The 19,787-nt window shown below is 40.0% G+C and carries 16 protein-coding genes; 12 read left to right on the forward strand and 4 right to left on the reverse strand.

The annotated features are described in order from the left end of the window. Genes FTU80_RS13695 through FTU80_RS13720 form a run of 6 tightly spaced genes read left to right on the forward strand, consistent with a single transcriptional unit; the run spans position 1 to position 5,645 of the window. Positions 1-1,254: an MFS transporter gene (locus FTU80_RS13695; protein ID WP_180085658.1), complete on the forward strand. Its 1,254-nt coding sequence runs from the start codon at positions 1-3 to the stop codon at positions 1,252-1,254. Further along, positions 1,251-2,099: an ABC transporter permease gene (locus FTU80_RS13700; RefSeq protein WP_180085660.1), complete on the forward strand. Its 849-nt coding sequence runs from the start codon at positions 1,251-1,253 to the stop codon at positions 2,097-2,099. Before FTU80_RS13695 ends, FTU80_RS13700 begins: the two co-directional genes overlap by 4 nt. After that, complete coding sequence (locus FTU80_RS13705) at positions 2,096-2,890, forward strand: ABC transporter permease (RefSeq protein WP_180085662.1); 795 nt, start codon at positions 2,096-2,098, stop codon at positions 2,888-2,890. The genes FTU80_RS13700 and FTU80_RS13705 overlap by 4 nt, the downstream gene beginning before the upstream one ends. 12 nt (positions 2,891-2,902) lie before the next feature. Then, on the forward strand, positions 2,903-3,958 hold the full coding sequence (locus FTU80_RS13710; RefSeq protein ID WP_180010787.1) for an ABC transporter substrate-binding protein: 1,056 nt from the start codon (positions 2,903-2,905) through the stop codon (positions 3,956-3,958). 2 nt (positions 3,959-3,960) lie between these two features. Beyond that, positions 3,961-4,794, forward strand: coding sequence for an ABC transporter ATP-binding protein (locus FTU80_RS13715; protein ID WP_180010785.1), 834 nt, complete (start codon positions 3,961-3,963; stop codon positions 4,792-4,794). Between the two features lie 20 nt (positions 4,795-4,814). Next, positions 4,815-5,645, forward strand: coding sequence for an ABC transporter permease (locus FTU80_RS13720; RefSeq protein WP_180085664.1), 831 nt, complete (start codon positions 4,815-4,817; stop codon positions 5,643-5,645). A gap of 172 nt (positions 5,646-5,817) precedes the next feature. Here the strand turns inward: FTU80_RS13720 and FTU80_RS13725 are convergent, their stop codons facing one another. Next, positions 5,818-6,912 carry a sigma-54-dependent Fis family transcriptional regulator gene (locus FTU80_RS13725; RefSeq protein ID WP_078194038.1) on the reverse strand — a complete coding sequence of 365 codons (1,095 nt, stop codon included), beginning with the start codon at positions 6,910-6,912 and terminating at the stop codon, positions 5,818-5,820. Positions 6,913-7,142: 230 nt separating this feature from the next. Between FTU80_RS13725 and FTU80_RS13730 the strand changes: the two genes are divergently transcribed. Both FTU80_RS13730 and FTU80_RS13735 read left to right on the forward strand, forming a co-directional pair. Further along, positions 7,143-7,358, forward strand: a complete 216-nt coding sequence (locus FTU80_RS13730; RefSeq protein ID WP_067765474.1) for a molybdopterin-binding protein — start codon at positions 7,143-7,145, stop codon at positions 7,356-7,358. Positions 7,359-7,403: 45 nt separating this feature from the next. After that, the gene (locus FTU80_RS13735) at positions 7,404-8,228 is read left to right on the forward strand and encodes an ABC transporter ATP-binding protein (RefSeq protein ID WP_078194037.1); all 825 of its coding nucleotides are present in this window, start codon (positions 7,404-7,406) and stop codon (positions 8,226-8,228) included. A gap of 163 nt (positions 8,229-8,391) precedes the next feature. Here the strand turns inward: FTU80_RS13735 and FTU80_RS13740 are convergent, their stop codons facing one another. The 3 genes from FTU80_RS13740 to FTU80_RS13750 all read right to left on the reverse strand — a co-directional run bounded on the left by FTU80_RS13740 (position 8,392) and on the right by FTU80_RS13750 (position 12,679). Beyond that, complete coding sequence (locus tag FTU80_RS13740; RefSeq protein WP_180085666.1) at positions 8,392-9,756, reverse strand: LLM class flavin-dependent oxidoreductase; 1,365 nt, start codon at positions 9,754-9,756, stop codon at positions 8,392-8,394. Between the two features lie 253 nt (positions 9,757-10,009). Next, a complete protein-coding gene (locus FTU80_RS13745) occupies positions 10,010-11,377 on the reverse strand; it encodes an MATE family efflux transporter (protein ID WP_180085668.1) in 1,368 nt (455 codons plus the stop codon). Between the two features lie 147 nt (positions 11,378-11,524). Then, entirely contained in the window at positions 11,525-12,679 is a 1,155-nt protein-coding gene (locus FTU80_RS13750) for a methionine aminotransferase (protein ID WP_180085670.1), read from the reverse strand. A gap of 231 nt (positions 12,680-12,910) precedes the next feature. On the opposite strand from FTU80_RS13750, the gene FTU80_RS13755 reads away from it, so the two are divergent. Genes FTU80_RS13755 through FTU80_RS13770 form a run of 4 tightly spaced genes read left to right on the forward strand, consistent with a single transcriptional unit; the run spans position 12,911 to position 19,761 of the window. Further along, the gene (locus FTU80_RS13755; protein WP_180085672.1) at positions 12,911-16,225 is read left to right on the forward strand and encodes a type VI secretion system Vgr family protein; all 3,315 of its coding nucleotides are present in this window, start codon (positions 12,911-12,913) and stop codon (positions 16,223-16,225) included. Positions 16,226-16,236: 11 nt separating this feature from the next. Continuing rightward, complete coding sequence (locus FTU80_RS13760) at positions 16,237-16,818, forward strand: hypothetical protein (RefSeq protein ID WP_180003511.1); 582 nt, start codon at positions 16,237-16,239, stop codon at positions 16,816-16,818. After that, positions 16,802-19,114, forward strand: a complete 2,313-nt coding sequence (locus FTU80_RS13765; protein ID WP_180085674.1) for a hypothetical protein — start codon at positions 16,802-16,804, stop codon at positions 19,112-19,114. The genes FTU80_RS13760 and FTU80_RS13765 overlap by 17 nt, the downstream gene beginning before the upstream one ends. Next, the gene (locus tag FTU80_RS13770) at positions 19,111-19,761 is read left to right on the forward strand and encodes a hypothetical protein (protein WP_180005344.1); all 651 of its coding nucleotides are present in this window, start codon (positions 19,111-19,113) and stop codon (positions 19,759-19,761) included. The genes FTU80_RS13765 and FTU80_RS13770 overlap by 4 nt, the downstream gene beginning before the upstream one ends. The last annotated feature ends 26 nt before the right edge of the window (positions 19,762-19,787 follow it).

The raw sequence follows: 19,787 nt of genomic DNA on the forward strand, positions 1-19,787 counted from the left end.
ATGAGTCGTCCGATTGAAAGCAATGTAATTGCCAGTCCATTAACCACCAAATTTATGAGCAGTTTTGTGCTGCTCACGATTTTGGCTGGACTGGGTGTGGGTGTCGCACGGGTATTAATTTCCTTGTATGCCGTGCATTTAGAAGCCACCGAATTGCAATTGGGGTTAATTTCAGCAGCGCAAAATTTTGGCATTTTGATCATGGCATTGCCGATTGGCGTGTTGGTACAGCGCTTTGGGTCTTTGAAAATATTCTGCATGGGCAGTGTGTTGGGCGCTGTGGTCTATAGCTTAACGCCACTGAAAGCTGGTGCATGGTATCTCTTTGCGGTGACAGTCTTGGTGAGTTTTGTCTTACCCATGCGCTTTGTTTCGATCAATACCGTTTTTTTGAGCAACTTAAAACGTCTAGGTCCAGCCCGTGCGGGTTGGTTTCGCGGTTCGCACATGATGGGATATTTCCTGATTGCGCCTGCGCTGAGCGTGTTGTTGATCGAGTATTTCGGCTATGGCGGAAGTTTTTATGTGGTGTCTTTGCTTTTTTTAGGCACCTTGCTGTTGGCTCCGTGGTGCTTTCAACGTAGCACTCCGCAAGCGACGAATCGCCCGCATTTTCAATGGCGGGATATTGTGGCGCCTTTGGCACTCATCAAAACCCATGCCTCATTACGGATTGTTTGCATATTGGAATTTTTGAGCAGCGTGGCAAATAACTACTTTGGCTTTTTCATTGTGGTGATTGCTATCCAAAGTTTTGCACTTTCAGAGCCAATGGCGGTGATGCTGTTGACCGTACAAGGCATCGTCTTTGTGGGATCGCTATTCAGCATGGGTGGTTTGGCTGAGTTGATGGGATATCAAAAGTTTTATTTGATTGGCCTAAGCCTGATGGCAACGGCATTACTGATTTTAGCCTTAACCAAAATCACGCTGTTGATGTGGCCTGCTTCGGTCATGTTTGGACTAGGGCTCGGTATGTTGCATATCGCCAATTTTATGTCTTTCGCCCGAGTCGGTGAGCAAACCGCGATGGCTAAGATTTCTCCAATTTTAGCCCTCGTCGGACCTTCGGGTGGACTGTTGGGTGGCTTGATAGGCGCCGTATTTGGCGCACAGGTTGGACTACAAAATTTATTTTTACCGATCGGGCTGGTGTTTATTGGTCTGATTATTTTGATCAGCAAAGATCAGGAATTTATTCAATTTTTAAAACCTGATGTCTCAGAACAGAGCGTAAAAGGACAAGAATTATGAGCCTTACGGATGTATCTGCACATTCGGTTCCCTTGCAAAGTGACCGAAGTGTGTTGGATTTTTTTAAGACCTATTTAAAACTAACTTTGCAAGTGGCGTGTGGACTCCTGATGCCAGTTTTGTTGTTCGGTCTATGGTATGTGGCAACACTTAAACAGTGGTTGCCTGAGCAGATTTTACCTGCACCGAGTCTAGTGTGGCAAAGCACAGTCGAATTATGGCAAAGCGGTGAATTGAGTTTTCATTTTGCCATCAGTGCCAAACGTATTTTATGGAGTGTCTTGCTTGGTGCCAGTGTCGGGATTTTGCTTGGTACTGTGTTGGGATTAGCAAAGCGTAGTCGGGACTTTATTTTTCCGACGGTGAATCTTGTTGCGCAATTTCCGATTGTTGGCTGGATTCCATTATTGATGATTTTCTTAGGCATCGATGAGGCTTTGAAGATTGTCGCTATTTCATTGGCTGTGTTACCACCGCTGTTGATTGCAACCTATAAGGGCATTACTCATGTGCCGAATAGTTTGATGGAAGTGGCAGAGGTTTACCAATACAGCAATTTGCAGAAACTCAAAGAAGTGATTTTCCCAGCTGCACTACCCAGTGTGATCAGTGGTTTACGTCAAGGCATTATGCAGGCGTGGTTGGCATTGGTTTTTGTCGAGTTATTAGCAAGTAGTGAAGGAATTGGTTATCTCATGGTGTGGGGACGTCAGCTAATGCAGATGGACTTGATCTTCATGGCGATCATTTTGATTGGTATTACGGGCTATGTCTTAGATACCTTGCTGGCTTGCTTAGAAAAAACGGCACGCTTTCACGCAACCCGAGTAGGAGGGAACTCATGAGCATTCTTTCATTACACGGGGCAGCGCGCCAAGTCTTAGTTAAAGCAGCAAAAGCACTCGTTCTACCTGTGACATTTATCGCACTGTGGGCTTTGGCTTCACAGCAAAACTGGGTCGATCCGAAGTTGATTCCTAGTCCATGGCTCGTGCTGCAAAAAGCTGTGATCGTGCTCCAACAACCGAGCTTTTTGACAGGTTTTGGCGAAAGTTTGGCACGTAATTTTATTGGCTATGGCATAGGTGCGATAGCGGGTGTGTTATTTGGCATCTTGATCGCGAGTTCACGCCTTTCGAATTGGTTATTTGCACCGAGCTTTCATGTATTGCGTCAAATTTCGCTGTTTGCATGGTTGCCACTAATTTCGACCTTTTTAGGTGAGGGACATGGCGCCAAAGTGCTGTTTATTACCTTATCGGTGTTTTATCCCGTGGCGCTACACACCTTTGAAGGTGTGAGCAGTATTTCGCATAAATATCGTGAAGTGGCCGAAGTCTACCAATTTCCCAAGATATACGCGTTTCGTAAATTGATATTACCCGGTGCTTCGGCGCAGATTTTTGTCGGTTTACAACTTGGGCTGATTTTCGCATGGCTTGCCACCATTGGCTCTGAATTTTTATTGGCGAACTATGGCAATGGTCTGGGCAATATCGTGATTCAAGGGCGTCAGGCTTTTGATGTCGAACTGATTATTTTTGGCATGTTGCTGATTGGTGCTGTAGGCGTGTTGCTCAATACGGTACTGACTTGGGTTGAACGTAAAGTTTTAGCTTGGCAGCAGGTTGGATAGGAGAACATAACAATGAAAAAAAAGACAATCCATAAAATTCCCCAACTCTGGCGTAGCCTATTTTTAGCTGCCTTGATCGGTGGCACAGCCTTGGTTGGTTGCAGCACACAGCAAGTGGATGAACCTCAGCAAGTGGCTTTAAAAGAACTACGCTATCAAAGCTATCCGGGACTGGTATCTTTGCCTGAGTTGGCACAAGACTTGGGCTATTTAGGCGACATTAAACTCAGTTATGTCGGCACAGTACAAGGTGGGCCACAAGATTTACTCACCTTGGTGGCAGGAGATGTTGATTTCGCTGGAGCCTTTAATGGCGCTGTGGTGAAAGTTATTGCCGCGGGTCTAGATGTGGTCCCCGTAGTGGCATCTTATGGCAGTGATGCTGAACAAAACGTGGGTTTCTACGTGCTAGAAAATAGTCCTATTCGTAGCCCACGAGACTTTATTGGCAAGAAAGTCGCAGTGAATGCCTACGGGGCGCATTATGACTTTGTGGTGAAAGACTATTTGGCCCGTCATGGCTTAACTGATGATGAAATCCGTCAGGTCGAACTGATTATGTTGCCACCGGTGAGCTCAGAACAAGCTCTACGGAATGGGCAAATTGATATTGCGGTGTTCTCAGGCATTTTGGAAAAACGGGCCTTAAAACATGGTGGTGTACGTAGCATCTTTAAAGATATTGATTTATACGGCCCCTTTACCGCAGGGAGTTTTTCGATGCGTGGAGAGTTTATTCAAGAACATCCTGAGTTGGCTCGTACTTTTGTCAGTGGCGTAGCCAAAGCACAGGAATGGTTACACAACACACCGAAAGAGCAAATCATTGCTCGTATGGAAAATATTATCGAAAAACGCCAACGCAATGAAAATACAGCACTTATTCCATATTACACAGGTACAGGTGTTCACGAAGTCGGTGGTGTGCAAAAAGATCAGGATTTTGCCCCATGGGTGAGTGCCTTAGAAAAAGAACACAAATTAAAACCGAATCAAATTGAGGTCAGTCGTATCTATAGCAATGAATTTAATCCCTATGCGAAAGACCAAAAATCAAAAGGAATATAACAATGACCAGTGCATTACATTTAGATCACGTGCGTAAGGTATTTTCTGCACAAAACCATGTCGGCAGTAAAAACTATAAGCCTGAATTTGTTGCCGTAGAAAATGTCACTTTGGATATTCAGCCGGGTGAATTTGTTTCAATCGTGGGGCCAAGTGGCTGCGGAAAATCTACATTATTAGACTTAATTGCGGGTTTAACCAAACCGTCGACAGGGCAGATTTTACTGAGTGGCAAGCAGATTACTCAACCGGGTTTAGACCGTGGCATTGTGTTCCAGCAATATGCGCTCTATCCATGGTTAACCGCACTGGAAAATATCGAATTTGGTCTAGAAGCCAAAGGCGTAGCAAAAAAAGAACGCCGTGAAAAAGCCGAATACTATTTGCAGCTTGTGGGTCTCAGTGGCTTTGAAAAGCATTATCCAAATGAACTTTCAGGTGGGATGAAGCAGCGGGTTGCGATTGCCCGAAGTTTGGCTTATGAACCAGAAATTTTATTAATGGATGAGCCTTTTGCGGCCTTAGATGCGCAAACCCGTGAAACCTTACAAGCCGAGTTGATCAATATTTGGAAAAGCTCGAAAAAAACCATTGTTTTTATTACTCACAGTATTGATGAAGCAATTTATCTGAGTCAGCGTGTGGCGATTATGACCTCAAGACCGGGGCGAATTAAGGAAGTGATTGAAATTCCTCAAAGCCTGCGCAGCTCCAGTGAAGATGTCCGTTCATTGCCTGAATATGGCCGAATTCGCCATAAAATTTGGTCATTGCTCAGTGAAGAAGTGATTAAAGCGCAAGCCCTCGAAAAACATAAACAGCTTGCACATAACTAAAATATTCAGAGGATTTATTTATGTCATCGACTAAACAAGCCATCAGTTATACGCAAACCTATAACGACATTAAACCCCGACTACAGTTCACATGGTTAAACATGGTCTTTAAACGCACCATTGCCATTGTGGCTTTTTTCTTGCTGTGGGAGATTCTGCCGCGGAGTGGTGTGGTCAATCCGGCTTTTTTACCGCCGTTATCTGTAGTGTTGGAAACCACATGGCAGCTATATCAAAGCGGTCAATTAGGCATCCATTTCTTGGCCAGTATAAAGCGTTCAATTATTGGTTTCATTTTGGCCCTAGCGATCGCTATTCCTTTAGGTCTCATCATTGGTTGGTACAAGCTCGTGGCTGAAACCTTAAATCCATTGTTAGAATTGTTTCGAAATACCACAGCATTGGCATTAATGCCGCTGTTCATCTTATTTTTAGGTATTGGTGAAACTTCAAAAATCAGCCTGTTGGTGTATGCATGCACATGGCCGATTTTATTGAACACCATTACAGGCGTACAAACAGTCGATCCTTTACTGATTAAATCGGCACGAACCATGGGCCTAAAACCCTATCAATTGTTCCGAAAAGTGATTCTGCCTGCATCGGTTCCGACGATTTTTGTCGGTATCCGTCTGGCAGGGGCGATTTCGATTTTGGCCTTAGTTGCAGTAGAAATGTTTGGTGCCAAAGCAGGTCTGGGATATCTGATTATTTATTCGCAATTTAGCTTTGAAATTCCACAAATGTTTGTGGGTATTTTAGTCATTACCCTCGTAGGCTTATCCTTTAACTACTTCTTGATTGGACTAGAAAAATACTTTACAGCGTGGAAACGAAACCCCGTGGAATAATCTAGACAAAATGGAAAAATAAATAAAAAACCTCGGGATATACCGAGGTTTTTTATTACTGATTTTTTATACTTAAAATAATGCAATGAATAAAGAATAATGTAGATGAATATTTATTTATCAGTTTTTGGGATTATTATTTTAATGTGGAATAAATAAAAATATGACTTATTTATAATAAGCCATATTTAATTAGGCGAGTGCGAATCACGTTCCTTGTCACTCCAAGCAAACGAGCCGTATGCACTTGATTGTATTGACAGTGCTGATACGCACTTCGGATAAATTTTTCTTCAATCAGCTCATTAATATTGTCATGCTTAAGTTGATTTGCGGCTTGAAAAATTTGTAAAAAGGTCTGCTCAAGTAACTGTCCAGCATCTTGAATATCTTTGATGTTGGCTACAGCAGAGGTGGCATTTTGTAAGTTAAAAGGTTCTGCACGCGAAAACGACGATGCACTTTGAATACTTGAAAAACTAATATCTTCTGGTTCAATTACACCTTTTTCACTGACTAAAATCGCATGTTGAATGGTATTTTCTAATTCACGAATATTTCCCGGCCAGCTATGTAAATGGAGTTTCTTGAGCGCCAATGGGCTGAGGCGTAATGGTGTGTCATGTGGGTTGGTTTGATAGACCTGAATGAAATGTTTAACCAAAGGCAAAATGTCACCACGACGCTCTGAGAGACGTGGAATGCGTAGCAACGCCACATGTAAGCGGTAGAATAAATCTTCCCTGAAACGCCCGTCCTGTACGGCATGCTCTAAATCGACATTGGTTGCGGCTATGATTCGGACATTAATTGGAATAGATTTGAGTGAGCCGACTCGAACGATCTCTCTTTCTTGTAAAACACGGAGTAATTTGACTTGCATAGGCAAGGACAGATCACCAATTTCATCTAAAAATAAGGTGCCATTATGGGCTGCTTCAAACCAACCGACACGGCTATTAATTGCCCCTGTAAAGGCTCCTTTTTCATGTCCAAATAATTCGCTTTCGACTAATGATTCGGTAAAGGCACCACAGTTCACTGCGATAAATGGACCTTTGGCACGATGGCTCAATTGGTGGATTTGGCGTGCAACCAATTCTTTACCTGTGCCTGTATCACCAATGATGAGTGCATTGGCCTCACTTGGTGCAATTTGTTCAATTCGAGACAACAACGCTTGCGATAACGGATCTGCAAAGACCGTTGCTGTTGCCCGTTTATGTTTCAGTGCAGAGGGCACTGCAGGGTGGGTCAAAATAGACATATCGTTTCTTATAGTTGTTGAAAATGCAGATCATGATGAAAGATTTAAAAATAAAAGATAAATAATAATTCGATATTTAAATATCAGTTTCACCGATAAATTCATGCGTGGATTATTTATCTGATTTTAAGATAAATAAAATCGGGATAACTAAAGGATAAATCAAGATATAGCAAGTGATTGAACTGTTTTATAGTAAAGCTCTCTAAATAACAAAAGGCATAATTAAAATGGCGATTACTTCAGTAAATGTGCGAAACCAATTCAAAGGCGTGATTAATGAAATCGTAGAGGGTCCTGTGGTTTCAGAAATTGATGTGGAAACCAAAGCAGGCTTTTTTACGTCTGTGATCACGACGCGTTCGGTGAAGGATTTAGATTTAAAAGTAGGTTCAGAGGTGGTGGTGTTAATTAAATCGACGGAAGTGTCGCTGGCTAAACTCTAAGGTTTAGTCCAGCAAAGTTTGTCAGCACAAATAGAGAATAATGATATGAGCGTAGAACAAGCTGGTTCGGTTTCTATTCAGCAGTTAACGAAACATTATCCCACACAAAAGCAAGAAGACTTAACCGTACTTAAGGACATTAACCTGAATATTCAGCCGGGTGAGTTTATTAGTATTGTGGGAAGTAGTGGCTGCGGAAAATCCACATTATTACGGTTGTTGGTTGGTCTAGAGCGTCAGTTTCAGGGCCAGATTTTGGTTGATGGTCAGCCTATACAGGGCACGAGTTTGGAACGTGGTATCGTGTTTCAAGATCATCGCCTGTTTCCATGGTTGACGGTACGGGAAAATGTACGGATTGCATTGCATAAAAGCCAGTTTAGCCGTGCAGAAGAAGATGTATTGATTGATGAACATTTAGAGTTGGTCAAATTAACCCAATTTAAAGATGCTTATCCTTCGCAGTTGTCTGGTGGGATGAATCAACGTGTGGCGATTGCCCGTAGTTTGGTGAATCGACCACAGATTTTACTGCTCGATGAACCCTTTGGCGCACTTGATGCGTTGACGCGTCAAAATTTACAGGATGAATTACAGCGAATCTGGCAAAGTGAAAAAATCACCATGATCATTGTCACCCATGATGTCGAAGAGGCTGTCTTTTTGGGTGATCGGGTGGTGGTCATGCAGCCACATCCGGGACGAATTAAACGTATTGTAGATATTCATTTAGCCCATCCGCGTAAACGCGAAGATGTCCGTCTGACCAATATTAAAAATGACATTTTGACTGACTTTAGTGATCCAGTAAAAGATCAGTTGCTTGAACCTTTATCTCACCGATTTGCCGATTATAAATTTGCATGGTAAGTCTGAATTGACCATCACCTAAACTTTTAAAAGCCCTGAATTCAGGGCTTTTTTAGGCTTATCAAATATAGGTCAGTATGATCATCGCTTAAGTTGGATCAATATCAGTCCATAAAAATGCCCCAGTTGGGGCATTTGTTTTTCAGTTTTATCAAACGTTGGTTTATGAGGCTTGGGAGGTATGTCTTTTTTCTAAAACATATTGGTTTTCAGGTCGTTTTAAACCTAAGTTTTCTCGTAAGGTCTTGCCTTCGTAGGCCGTTCGGAATAGACCGCGACGTTGTAGTTCAGGAACGATGAGATCGACAAAGTCATTTAACCCCGCAGGTGTTGTTGGCGGCAGTACATTAAAACCATCGGCAGCGTCATTCTCAAACCATTCCTGCAGTTGGTCTACGACTTGTTCCGGCGTGCCGATCAAGGTCCAATGTCCACGGGCTGAAGCGATATATTGATAGAGCTGACGAATACTAAAATTGTGCTTCTGGGCAATATCAATCATCATCTGCTGACGACTGGAGAAATTAATGTCTGCATCTTCTATTTTCGGGAAAGGGGCATCTAGATCAAATTTGGCCAGATTAATGCCACCTGCCAAAGCAGACAATAAACTTAAACCCACTTCTGGGTGAATTAAACTATTTAAAAAGTCATATTTTTCTTGGGCTTCTTGCTCTGTTTTGGCAACAAAAATCGAAACCCCCGGCATAATTTTCAGGTCATCTGCATGGCGGCCATATTTCACTAAGCGGTTTTTGACATCACGATAAAAGGCTTGGGCATCTGCTAAATTCTGCTGTGCTGTAAAGATCACTTCGGCATATTTACCGGCTAGTTCACGACCGTCTTCAGATTGCCCAGCTTGAACAATCACCGGATAGCCTTGCGGTGGGCGAGAGACGTTGAGAGCACCCAGTACCTGATAGTATTGGCCCTGATGATTGGGCTGATGTTGTTTTCGGGCATCAAAAAATTGCCCAGTTTCTTTGTTGTAATGGAAGGTATCATCCTCCCATGAGTCCCAAAGTTTTTGAGTCACCTCAATAAATTCATCGGCACGTTCGTAACGTTCTTTGGGTTCAGGGTGCTGCTGAATGTTAAAGTTTTTTGCGGCATCGGCAGAAGCTGTCGTTACCACATTCCATGCAGCACGACCTTTAGAAATATGATCTAAAGAAGCAAATTTACGCGCCAAAATATAGGGGTCTTCATAAGTCGTAGATGCTGTGGCAATAAAGCCAATATTTTGCGTCACAGCAGACAAGGCTGCAAACAATGTGACGGGTTCAAAGCCAACGCCTTTATCGCCCAAACCTTTCTCACCTTCGACAGCAGAACTCCAACGGACAGACAGACCATCGGCAAGAAAGTAGGCATCGAATAGACCACGTTCTGCGGTTTTTGCCAGTTCAATTGCATAATCAATATTGAGATGATCTTGTGGGCGAGATTCAGGATGACGCCAACCCGCGACATGCTGTGAGGTGGTTGGAATAAAAGCCCCAAGCTTTATTTGACGTTTAGACATAAAAAATTTCTCATCCCAATTATTCTTAAAAGATAAAAGGGATAAGAACAAAATCTATGCCAAACCGTAATTGTTTGAAAATATGCAATTTTTAATTTTAATTGGTTCTAGGTGTAGATAAATCAACAGGATATAAAACCAAATGTTGAAAAATAAACAGCAGTTTAACGGCAAACTTTATGCATGGATCTGTACAAGATTTTCCATATGTAAACTTAAAGCGTGTATTGGCATTGAACGCTATTAGCAAACTTTATAGCAATACTTTGATGGCTTTTCGTCTCCATACCAGTTGGTAATACAGCCCTTGTAAAATACATAAGCTGACAAAAGCCAAAGCATAGGCATACCAAATGCCTTTTAAGCCCCACCATTCACTAAATAGGTAGGCACACGGCACTTCAATGCAAATAATCGCCATAATATTAATAATCATCGGCACGGTCACCGTTCCGCTAGCCCGCATAATCGAAGCAAAAATCGCACTGGCACCAAAAAATAAAATCGACCAAAGCACAATGAACAGCAATTCTTGACCGAGAACCACAACTTCAGGGTCTGTAATAAATAGCGCCATTAAATATTTAGAGAATAAATAGCCTAATGCCACAAAGATGCCAGTAATAATGAAATTCATCCCGATGGCCGTACGTTTCACGCGATTAATTAGTTCAGATTGACCCGAACCGATGGCTTGCGCGGCAAAAATAGAAGCTGCAATCGCGATGGACAAGGCCGGGAATTGGATATAGTTCAAAACCTGATTGACCGCGCCATATGCAGCAGTGGCATCAGCACCATGGCGGTTAACTAAACCGACAATCACGAGACCGGCCACAGAGGTCGTGACCATCTGTATACCCGTAGGAATGCCTAGTTTTAAGATAATTTTGCTGAGATCATGTTGATGGCGAATATGACGAAGCAATGCGAAGTCGAGTTTGAGCGGGTGATCTTTCTTTTTTAAGTAGAAATATAAAAATACCAAGGCAATTAAAAAGCCGATATGACTGGCAATGGCAGGGGCAATAATACCTAAACTTGGAAATCCAAATTTTCCTGCAATTAGTACTGGTGTAATGATCAGCCCTGAACCAATGGTCATACCCGATGCAATCAGCGGTGTTGTACTGTCACCGACCCCACGCAAAATCGAGGTGTAAATAATATAAATAAAGAGTAGTGGACTACCCGCAAGCATCCATTGCACATAAGGCAAAGATAAATGCATCACGTCAGGGGCTGTGCCTAAGGCCAATAAAATGGGCTTGGCAAATATCACCCCTAAAAAGGCAATGATGCTGCCACCAATCAAGGTCATAAAAAGGGTGGAACCCACCACAGTACGAACTTTTTCAAGGTTTTGCGCGCCCCAAGCTTGACCCACCAACACGGTTGCACCTGCCGAGAGTCCAATCACAAAAGCCATTAAACAGAACAAGATCGGGAAAAATACCGCAACGGCTGCAATGGCATGCACCCCAAGCATCTGACCGACAAAAACGGTGTTAATAGTCCCAGATAAATTCTGCAAAATATTGGTGGCGATCAAAGGCACCAGAAAAACTAAAAACGTTTTCCATAAATTTTGCTGAGTAACGAGGGACTGTTGTTTTGACATGCTCAGGTCCTAGACGCGGCTTTTTATGATTTTAAGTTACTGATAACACTATCATGTTGGCATTCAAAAAAGCCTTAGTTTTTGAGTAACCAAGGCTTCATTATTTCTACATGTCTGTTTTAAAAAAACGTTTGGGCAGATACGGCTTTAAACCGCGGAGAGAATCTCTGCAGCTTGATCTAAGGTGGAATCTTGTTTGGCAAAACAGAAGCGTAATAATCGTAAATTTTCCGGCGGTTTTTGATAGAACACTGAGACAGGAATCGCCACGATTTTATGTTGCTCTGCCAACAACTGACACATTTCCACATCGCTTAAATCTGGGCGTATGGCACTGTAATCAAGGTTTTGGAAATAGGTACCTGCGGACGGAATCAACTCAAATTTAGAGTGGCTTAAGCCCGCATTGAAACAGTCACGCTTGGCTTGGTAAAAATCGGCCAATTCAGCAATGTGCTCAGGATGTTCTGCCATAAAGTTAGCCAATGCCATTTGTACGGGCGTAACACCACAGAAATTGGCAAATTGATAGATTTGGCGAAACACTTTCATCAAGGCTGGCGCTGCAATGCAATAACCGGTTTTCCAACCTGTGACGTGAAAGGTTTTACCAAATGAGCCCACGACAAAACTGCGTTCACGCAGCTCAGGAAATGACAAAGCAGATAGATGCTGACGACCATCAAAAATTAAATGCTCATAGACCTCATCTGATAGCACAATAATATTTTTATCTTGAATCAGTTCGATCAAGTTGAGCCAGTCCTCACGATCCCAAATAGCACCTGTTGGATTATGCGGTGTATTGACAATAATCATCCGGGTTTTATCGTTAATCGCAGCGGCAACACGATTCCAATCCACAGTAAAATGTGGCGTCTCTAAGGCAATGTGAATGGGATGAGCCCCAACCAATTTTACACTGGGCGCATAACTATCATAGCTCGGATCAAAAATAATCACTTCATCATCCGCATGAACCACGGCTTGAATGGCACTAAAAATACCAATGGTTGCACCCGGGGTAATGGTCACTTCGGTGTGAGGGTCAATATTTAATTGGTCTCGATGGGCAAACAGTTGGACCAATTGCTCACGTAAATGCATCAGTCCATCGCCGGGTGCATATTGGTTAAAACCCTGTTGCGTCGCATCACTTAGCGCATTTAACAGCGCTGGAGGTGCAGGAAAATCAGGAAAACCTTGAGATAAATTCAGTGCATTTAGACGCTGCGCCATTGCGCTCATGACGCTAAAAATAGTCACACCTTGTGCAGGCAGTTTGGATTCAATTGTGATCATGGAGCTTAAAATTTTTTATAGATTGCATTTTGAGTGTAGCAGCATCTCAGCGGCTGCGAAAAGTTAGCTCAGCAAAAATGATCCAGTATTGATGTTCCTATTCACTTGAATCCTAAAGTGATGTGAAAGCCAAAAAGAAGAATTCAACAAATTATTTGCAAAATAGGGTAGACGAAAAAATAAACATTTCCTAAAATGCCGTCATTAAAAAAAATTAAATACATAATAACAATGCTTAAAAATATTCACGCCATGGTGGAAAACTTTGGCTTTAGCGTACAGAAACGTGCGCTACACATTCATTTCTCAAATGAACATCTAAATTCTGAAGTTTTTATTCAACGGATTGAAGGTCAACACCGTATTAATCAAGGCTTTCGTGCAGAAATTATTTGTCTCTCGACCAATGTTCATCTGGCTTTAAAGCAGTTTATCGGTGGCCGAGTGGCTGTCGATCAAGTGACAGATTTGGGACAACTCAGTCGCCTGACTGGTGTGATTACTGGGGCTAGCCAAGGTCAAAGTGATGGTGCACTGACCGTTTATAAACTGGTGATTGAGGATGCGACAGCACTCTGGCATAAGCGTCGTAATAGCCGTGTCTTTATGAACAAATCGGTACGGGAGATGACCGAGATTATTTTTAGTGAATGGCAGAAAAAAAGTGCGCTATTTGCTGCCAGTTTAAGTCTGAACTTAGAGGGGCTGGCACGTACTTATGATGTACGTCCATTCACCATGCAGGCGAATGAAAGTGATTATGCATTTTTAACTCGCCTTTGGCGCAGTGAAGGGATCAATTGGTTAATTGATGAAGCGGAGTTATTTGTCGCATTTTCGGCTGCACCGATGCAAGCACAGAGGCTGCGTTTAATTGATACGAATCAGGCTTATAGTGCTTTAGAGCGGAAAAAGATTCGCTTTCATCGGAGTCATGCCACGGAACGTTTAGACACGATCACCAGTTTTGTGGCAGAACGCTTTTTACAATCGACCACCATTCAAACGCAGCGTTGGCAAGCTCAACATTTGGCACAAGACCAAAGTAATCCGCTCTTAAGCGCCCATGCACAGAGTGAGCAACAGCACAATGAAACCTTAAGTTTAGAGCAGGCTTGGACCGTAAGTTCGGCTTGGACAACTGACCTTAAAGGTGCAGATCAGGCGACCACTTCAAATACACAGCAATTGGATCAGTTGAATCGGCAACTCAATCAATATCAGGAATTACAAGCCAAATATTTTACCGCCAGCAGTAGCGTAAGGGATGCACAAGTTGGGTATTGGTTTGAATTAGAAAATCATCCTGAAATCGATCAACATCAAACGACAGATCGTGAATTTCTCATATTGGGCAAAGCATTTTATAACCAAAATAATTTACCCAAAGATATTTTGGTTCAATTAGAAAAGTTACTTGCCGTAAGCCGTTGGCTATCTTTAGGGGATGAACGGCAGGCCAACGAGCTGTATGTGGTCCGTCGGCAAATTTCTGTTGTTCCTGAATATGATCCTTTATTACACCGGCCACCTGCGTTTCCACAGCGGGCTAAAGTGGTCGGTCCAGAAGGTGAAAGTATTTATGTCGATGCTTGGGGGCGTATCAAAGTTCGGTTTACGTTCACCCGCAGCGATGACCATAGTCATGATGGTGGAGCAGGGAGTAATGATAATGACAGTGACTCAGCTTGGGTTGATGTGCTGACCCCATGGGCAGGTGAAGGTTATGGCGCACGTTTTCATCCTCGTATTGGCGAGATTGTGGTTATCGACTTTTTTGAGGGAGATGTCGATCGTCCCTTTGTAGTAGGACGAATACATGAAGCTGAACGATCTCAGACAATGTTTGACCTCAAAGGTCAGCTTCCTGAAACCAAAAAACTCAGTGGTATCCGCTCGCAAGAAGTTGCGGGAGCAGGCTTTAACCAACTGCGCTTTGATGACACGACGGGGCAGATCAGTACCCAATTACAAAGTAGTCATGCGGCGACACAGCTGAATTTAGGTAATCTCAGCCATCCTAAAGAACAAGACAGTAGCCATGGCCGTGGTGAGGGGTTTGAGCTACGAACGGATGCTTGGGGGGCAATGCGTGCAGGTAAAGGTTTACTTATTAGTACCTATGCACAGGATAAAGCAGTTGCCGATCATCTTGCTGCTGCTGAAGCTCAGTCTCTTTTAAATCAAGGGCATCAGAACATGAATATGCTGAGCGGTTTAGCCGTAAAGCAGCAGACCGATGCATTAAATGTGATTAATCGTTTGCCGAAGTTAATAAACTCTTTAGAAATCAAAAGTACTGCCGAAGGTGTCAAAGCGACTTTAAATTTGTTCAAAGAGGAGCTAAGTCGAGACCCATTGGCAGCGTTAAAAAACTGCAAAAGTTTTGTCAAAGAAATGGGCTCAATCGCACATGATGTCAAAAGTACAGTAAAAGAATTTAAAGCATTCTTTAATGATGCCGAAGATGCCTTTGATAACTTAAAGTCTGTCATAGATCATATTGAAGAAAATGGTAAAGATGTGATTCAGGGGAGAGTCGCAAGTCTGAAAAGCAACCTAAAAGAGGATCCATTAAAAGCATTAAAAGATGTGGGTAAATTGATCGAAGACATCAAATTTAACCCCGATGATTTGTTAAATAATGGTGGTTTTGGTTTGCCACCAGCGATGACACCCATAAAAGCATTAGAAAAAGTACAAGGCTTTATGGAAGGCTATGCACAAGGTTTAGAAAAATCTAATACAGCGGCAAAACAAGAACAAGGCAAATTATTCCGCCAAGCGTTGATGTTGCTTGCATCACCTAATGGTATTGCACTCACTACACCGGAAGATATTGTTTTACAAGCCTCGCAGGATATTGCAGAAAGTGCGCAAGGTTCGATTAATTTCAGTGCTCAAAAGAATATTGTCGGTCATGCACAAGACAAAATCAGTCTGTTTGCGGCTCAAAAGGGCCTGAGTGCTTATGCCGCAAAAGGGAAAGTTGAATTACAAGCCCAAGATGATGCTATTGAAGCAATTGCACGAAAGGTGATTAAGCTCATTTCAACAGAAGATAAAATTGAAATTACCAGTCCTAAAGAAATCGTGCTGACCGCAGGGGGCTCGCAACTGAAAATTAATGGCAGTGGAATATTTACAACAACAGGCGGCAAGTTTGAGAGTAAGGCGGGGCAGCATAGTTTTGTGGGGGGAGCGACTGTAAATGCACAATTACCTAAGCTGCCTGAAAGTGGGCTGTATAGTATGAGATTTGACTTAAGTCAAATATTTGATACTAATATATTAAAAAATATGAAATATAAACTTATTAACCATTCTAAAAAAATTGAAGCTGAGTACCAGTTTGAGCAACAAAGTAGTGCACGTATTTATAGTGATGCTATTGAAAATGTAGAACTGGCATTAGTACCAGGTGCTTATATAACTCTATATCAAAAAAATGCAGCAATGGATGCAGAGTCTTTAGATGAAGAAATTCAAGGTTGCGGATGTGATGACGAAATGCATCTTTGTGATGAAATTAATTTAGAAATATAGAAGGTATTATCTTGAATAAATATATTTTAATTGGATTGTTTTTGATAAATTTCTTTTCTATCAACAATATAATATACGCCAAAGGGCCTGATTTTGAAATAGTTTCAAAATGCACAGACGAATATGAATCAAGTTGCAATATTTACCGAGTAGTTGATGGGGACAATAAATTATTGCTAGAAGATGTTAAGTCTCCAATTATCACAAAGATTAATAGTGATATATTTAGGGTTAGAGTTTCGTGTGGATCTCCATGCCAAGTAAACTTTTTTTATGGAGAAACTAGTGAAGATTCTACTAATGAATTTATTGCTTTTAATGAAAATAATCATTGTTTGATAGAAAGTGATAGTGTTAAGAAGAAAATATATGCAAGGATAATTTTCACTGGTAGGAAAAAAATTATTGCTGATTTAAATGATAAGGAATACTTGGGGTTAAATCAAAGATTTGATTATTATAATTATTTTAAAAAGAAAAGTAAATTTTTAGAAAATGGTAATTTAATATTGTTGGCAGATGATTATTCAAGTTTATTAATTAAAAAAACAATAATAAAACCATGCGGAGAAAATAATGAAGTATTCAGATGAATTTATAGCATTTGTTGCAACAATCTCTGGAGAAGCAGGTGTTTGTAGCATTACTTCAAAAAAAGCAGTTGCACATTGTATTATGAATCGATTAGGGTTTGGTGAGTGGGTAGGTCATCCAAGCATTATACAATATTTATATGATGATTTTGATGCTTTAACTGAACAAACGGCTGCTGTAAAAAAGGTTAAAGCTGAAATGAATTCTAATAAGGTTTCAAAGGATACTCAAGATATTATAGATGCTGTGTACCCTATTTACATGAGGGAAGAAGAAGATTTCACAAATGGAGTGGTATTATATTATAGCCCAAAAGCTCAAAAATTTTTGAATAATAAGGACCCAAAAAATTATAAATATCCACCAAATTTTGTCAACGAATTAACAGAAGAAGTGAAAATAAATGGTACTGAAAATGATGATATGTGCTGGATAAGGTATAAAGGAACTTCACGATTTTTTATTAAATTCATCGATCAATCTGCTAAAAGATTAATGGGATCAAGAGTCAATGTAAGTTATAAGAAGACAAAATATATTCCAACAATGAGTAATTTGTTAATAGATGAAGAGGGCTTTATTAGATCTATTTTAGTAAAGGGTGGATGGGGAGCAAGATTTTCTGTTGATGGCTCATCTGTGAAAGATGAAAATAATAAAGAATTAATGTTGATTGCTGATGGAAAAAACCATCATGTCATAATTGTAGTAGATAATGGAATGGGTGGTATAAAAACACGAACAGATAAACATAACCAGGAGCTACCACAAAATAATAAAGATGGAAGAGGAAATACTGAAAATAGTAATAATCAAGAAAATAATTCTAATAAATTGGATGTAAAATTTGATCTTAGAGTTTTAGATAGTGATGGAAAACCGATTTCAAGAATTTCTTATTTTTTAAAATATAAGGGAAAAGAGAAAAAACACTCAACTGAAAATGATGGTGTTGAAAAAGGTATTCAGGCAGAAAGTGGAGAAAAAATCGCAGTTTTAGTTAGTGGAAGAGATTCCAAACAAGAAGTTGGAATTTTCACTGTATTAAATGATAAAAAAATATATGATATACAAATTAAGTTACATAAATTTGAAATAATTTTTAGGCATAAAAAAAGTGGAAAATCTATAAAAAATTTAAATTTAGTACAATGGTACAGAGGTAAAGAATACCCTAAAAAAACTAATGATGAAGGTAAGATAATTGTAAATGCTATGCCAGGTTTTGATTTAAATTATAAATTAAGAAATGGTCAAAATTTATTAACAATAAAAGTCGATAAAAATAAAACTATTAGATTCATAGATGTTGACTCTCAGGTGTTGGAACAAGCAAGTAAAGATTTAGATTTGATAAATGCTGAAAAAAAATCATCAAAAACCAAAAATACTAGCCAAGAGCAACAAACTCGAGATGAAACTCCCAAAAGAGATCAAACACAAGCAACAAGTCAAGATGGACACCCAAAAACTACAGTTAATGACAATAATGAAGAAGCAGAGTTCAGTGTTCTTACATATGATAAAAAAACTGATCAGCTATTTAGTGGTGGTAATTATTTAATAGAATATAGAGGTAACAAAAGAAATCATTCAAGTGGTACTCATGGATTAGGAAAAAAAATACATAAAGCTAATGTTGGTCAGAATATAAAAGTTATCACACTTGAATCTGAAAAGGAGATAGTCCATTTTAATGATGTAATCAGAAATGGAATGAAAGATATAGATTTAAAAATAGATAAACCTTCAATACCATTGGCAGTACAAGGAGTTAATGTTGGATTTAATGGTGTAGCTGAACAGTGGAGGAAAGATATTGTTAGTCAAAAAACAAAAAATGTACTAGCGTATCTTGCGAAGGAAGCGGGAATGAAAGAAATTCTGATCACAAGTACTATAAGAACTCCAGAATCACAAGCAAGAGCAATGTACAACACAACTATTAGTTACAGTGCACCTGGTGAGGCAGTAAAAAGAGTACGTGATGATTGTAAGAAAAAAGGCTTATCTAAAGATGCTACCATAAAAAAAATGGTTGAAAAAATTATTGAGTTTCAAGGTAAAGGACTAAGAGTTTCGCTGCATTGTGTATCTCAAACTCAGTATGAAAAGATGAATGTAGTAGACATTGGATTAAATAGTAATGGATTTGGTTCGAATACAAACTTAAGTAATTTAGGGCAAAAATTTAAAAATGTCTGTATTAAAGCTAAGTCTGAAGGAAAAATTTCTGGATTTATTCCGGGTGATGCAAAAGGTGAGGGCGCTATGCATATTGAGATTATGCAATGAATTTTTATCATATAATAATAGCTTGTAGTTTGTTAGTAGGATGTAATTCATCGGATCGCGAACAAAATATTGATTTAAATGCAGTTAGTAATAAAAATGAGAAAATATATGAAAGAGTTGATTTTTATTATGCGTTTAAACAATGCAATGTCAAACGGAATTGCAGAATTCTTAAGCCTAGTGTGCTAGATGAAAGTTATTTTCTAAATGCTTACAAACCAAATAACGATGAGTTTTTTATCAAAAAAAATGGTGAAAATTACGAAATTTTTTACAAAATTTTTATGATAGAAAATATTGAGATGGGATGGGCCAAGTTAACTCGGTTAAACAATAATGAAAATCTGATTTTTAATGTCGATAAAATATTTCAATCCTATGGAAAGATGAACCCAATAGGAGGAGGTGATTCTTTTAAAGATGTTGAATCATCTAAATCAAAAGAAAGTATTTATTACCTTAATGAATATTATGATGAATATTCATTTAAGCAACCGCAAAAAATTATTTTGGAAAAACAAAAAGACAATACTTACTTATTGGATTGTAATTCTTATATGAGTGATTTAGATCCAAAAAACAATTTTTCCGGAATTTTTTATAGAGTATGTTCTGAGGGAGAGAAAATTTATTTTAAAATAATTTGATTTTCTAAGAATAAAAAGCCGACTCT

The sequence above is a fragment of the Acinetobacter sp. YH12145 genome, assembly GCF_013418335.1.
Lineage (GTDB): Bacteria > Pseudomonadota > Gammaproteobacteria > Pseudomonadales > Moraxellaceae > Acinetobacter > Acinetobacter amyesii.

Coding starts and splice junctions, on each gene's coding strand:
- FTU80_RS13695 (WP_180085658.1), top strand. CDS start 1: ATGAGTCGTCCGATTGAAAGCAATGTAATTGCCAGTCCATTAACCACC.
- FTU80_RS13700 (WP_180085660.1), top strand. CDS start 1,251: ATGAGCCTTACGGATGTATCTGCACATTCGGTTCCCTTGCAAAGTGAC.
- FTU80_RS13705 (WP_180085662.1), top strand. CDS start 2,096: ATGAGCATTCTTTCATTACACGGGGCAGCGCGCCAAGTCTTAGTTAAA.
- FTU80_RS13710 (WP_180010787.1), top strand. CDS start 2,903: ATGAAAAAAAAGACAATCCATAAAATTCCCCAACTCTGGCGTAGCCTA.
- FTU80_RS13715 (WP_180010785.1), top strand. CDS start 3,961: ATGACCAGTGCATTACATTTAGATCACGTGCGTAAGGTATTTTCTGCA.
- FTU80_RS13720 (WP_180085664.1), top strand. CDS start 4,815: ATGTCATCGACTAAACAAGCCATCAGTTATACGCAAACCTATAACGAC.
- FTU80_RS13725 (WP_078194038.1), bottom strand. CDS start 6,912: ATGTCTATTTTGACCCACCCTGCAGTGCCCTCTGCACTGAAACATAAA.
- FTU80_RS13730 (WP_067765474.1), top strand. CDS start 7,143: ATGGCGATTACTTCAGTAAATGTGCGAAACCAATTCAAAGGCGTGATT.
- FTU80_RS13735 (WP_078194037.1), top strand. CDS start 7,404: ATGAGCGTAGAACAAGCTGGTTCGGTTTCTATTCAGCAGTTAACGAAA.
- FTU80_RS13740 (WP_180085666.1), bottom strand. CDS start 9,756: ATGTCTAAACGTCAAATAAAGCTTGGGGCTTTTATTCCAACCACCTCA.
- FTU80_RS13745 (WP_180085668.1), bottom strand. CDS start 11,377: ATGTCAAAACAACAGTCCCTCGTTACTCAGCAAAATTTATGGAAAACG.
- FTU80_RS13750 (WP_180085670.1), bottom strand. CDS start 12,679: ATGATCACAATTGAATCCAAACTGCCTGCACAAGGTGTGACTATTTTT.
- FTU80_RS13755 (WP_180085672.1), top strand. CDS start 12,911: ATGCTTAAAAATATTCACGCCATGGTGGAAAACTTTGGCTTTAGCGTA.
- FTU80_RS13765 (WP_180085674.1), top strand. CDS start 16,802: ATGAAGTATTCAGATGAATTTATAGCATTTGTTGCAACAATCTCTGGA.
- FTU80_RS13770 (WP_180005344.1), top strand. CDS start 19,111: ATGAATTTTTATCATATAATAATAGCTTGTAGTTTGTTAGTAGGATGT.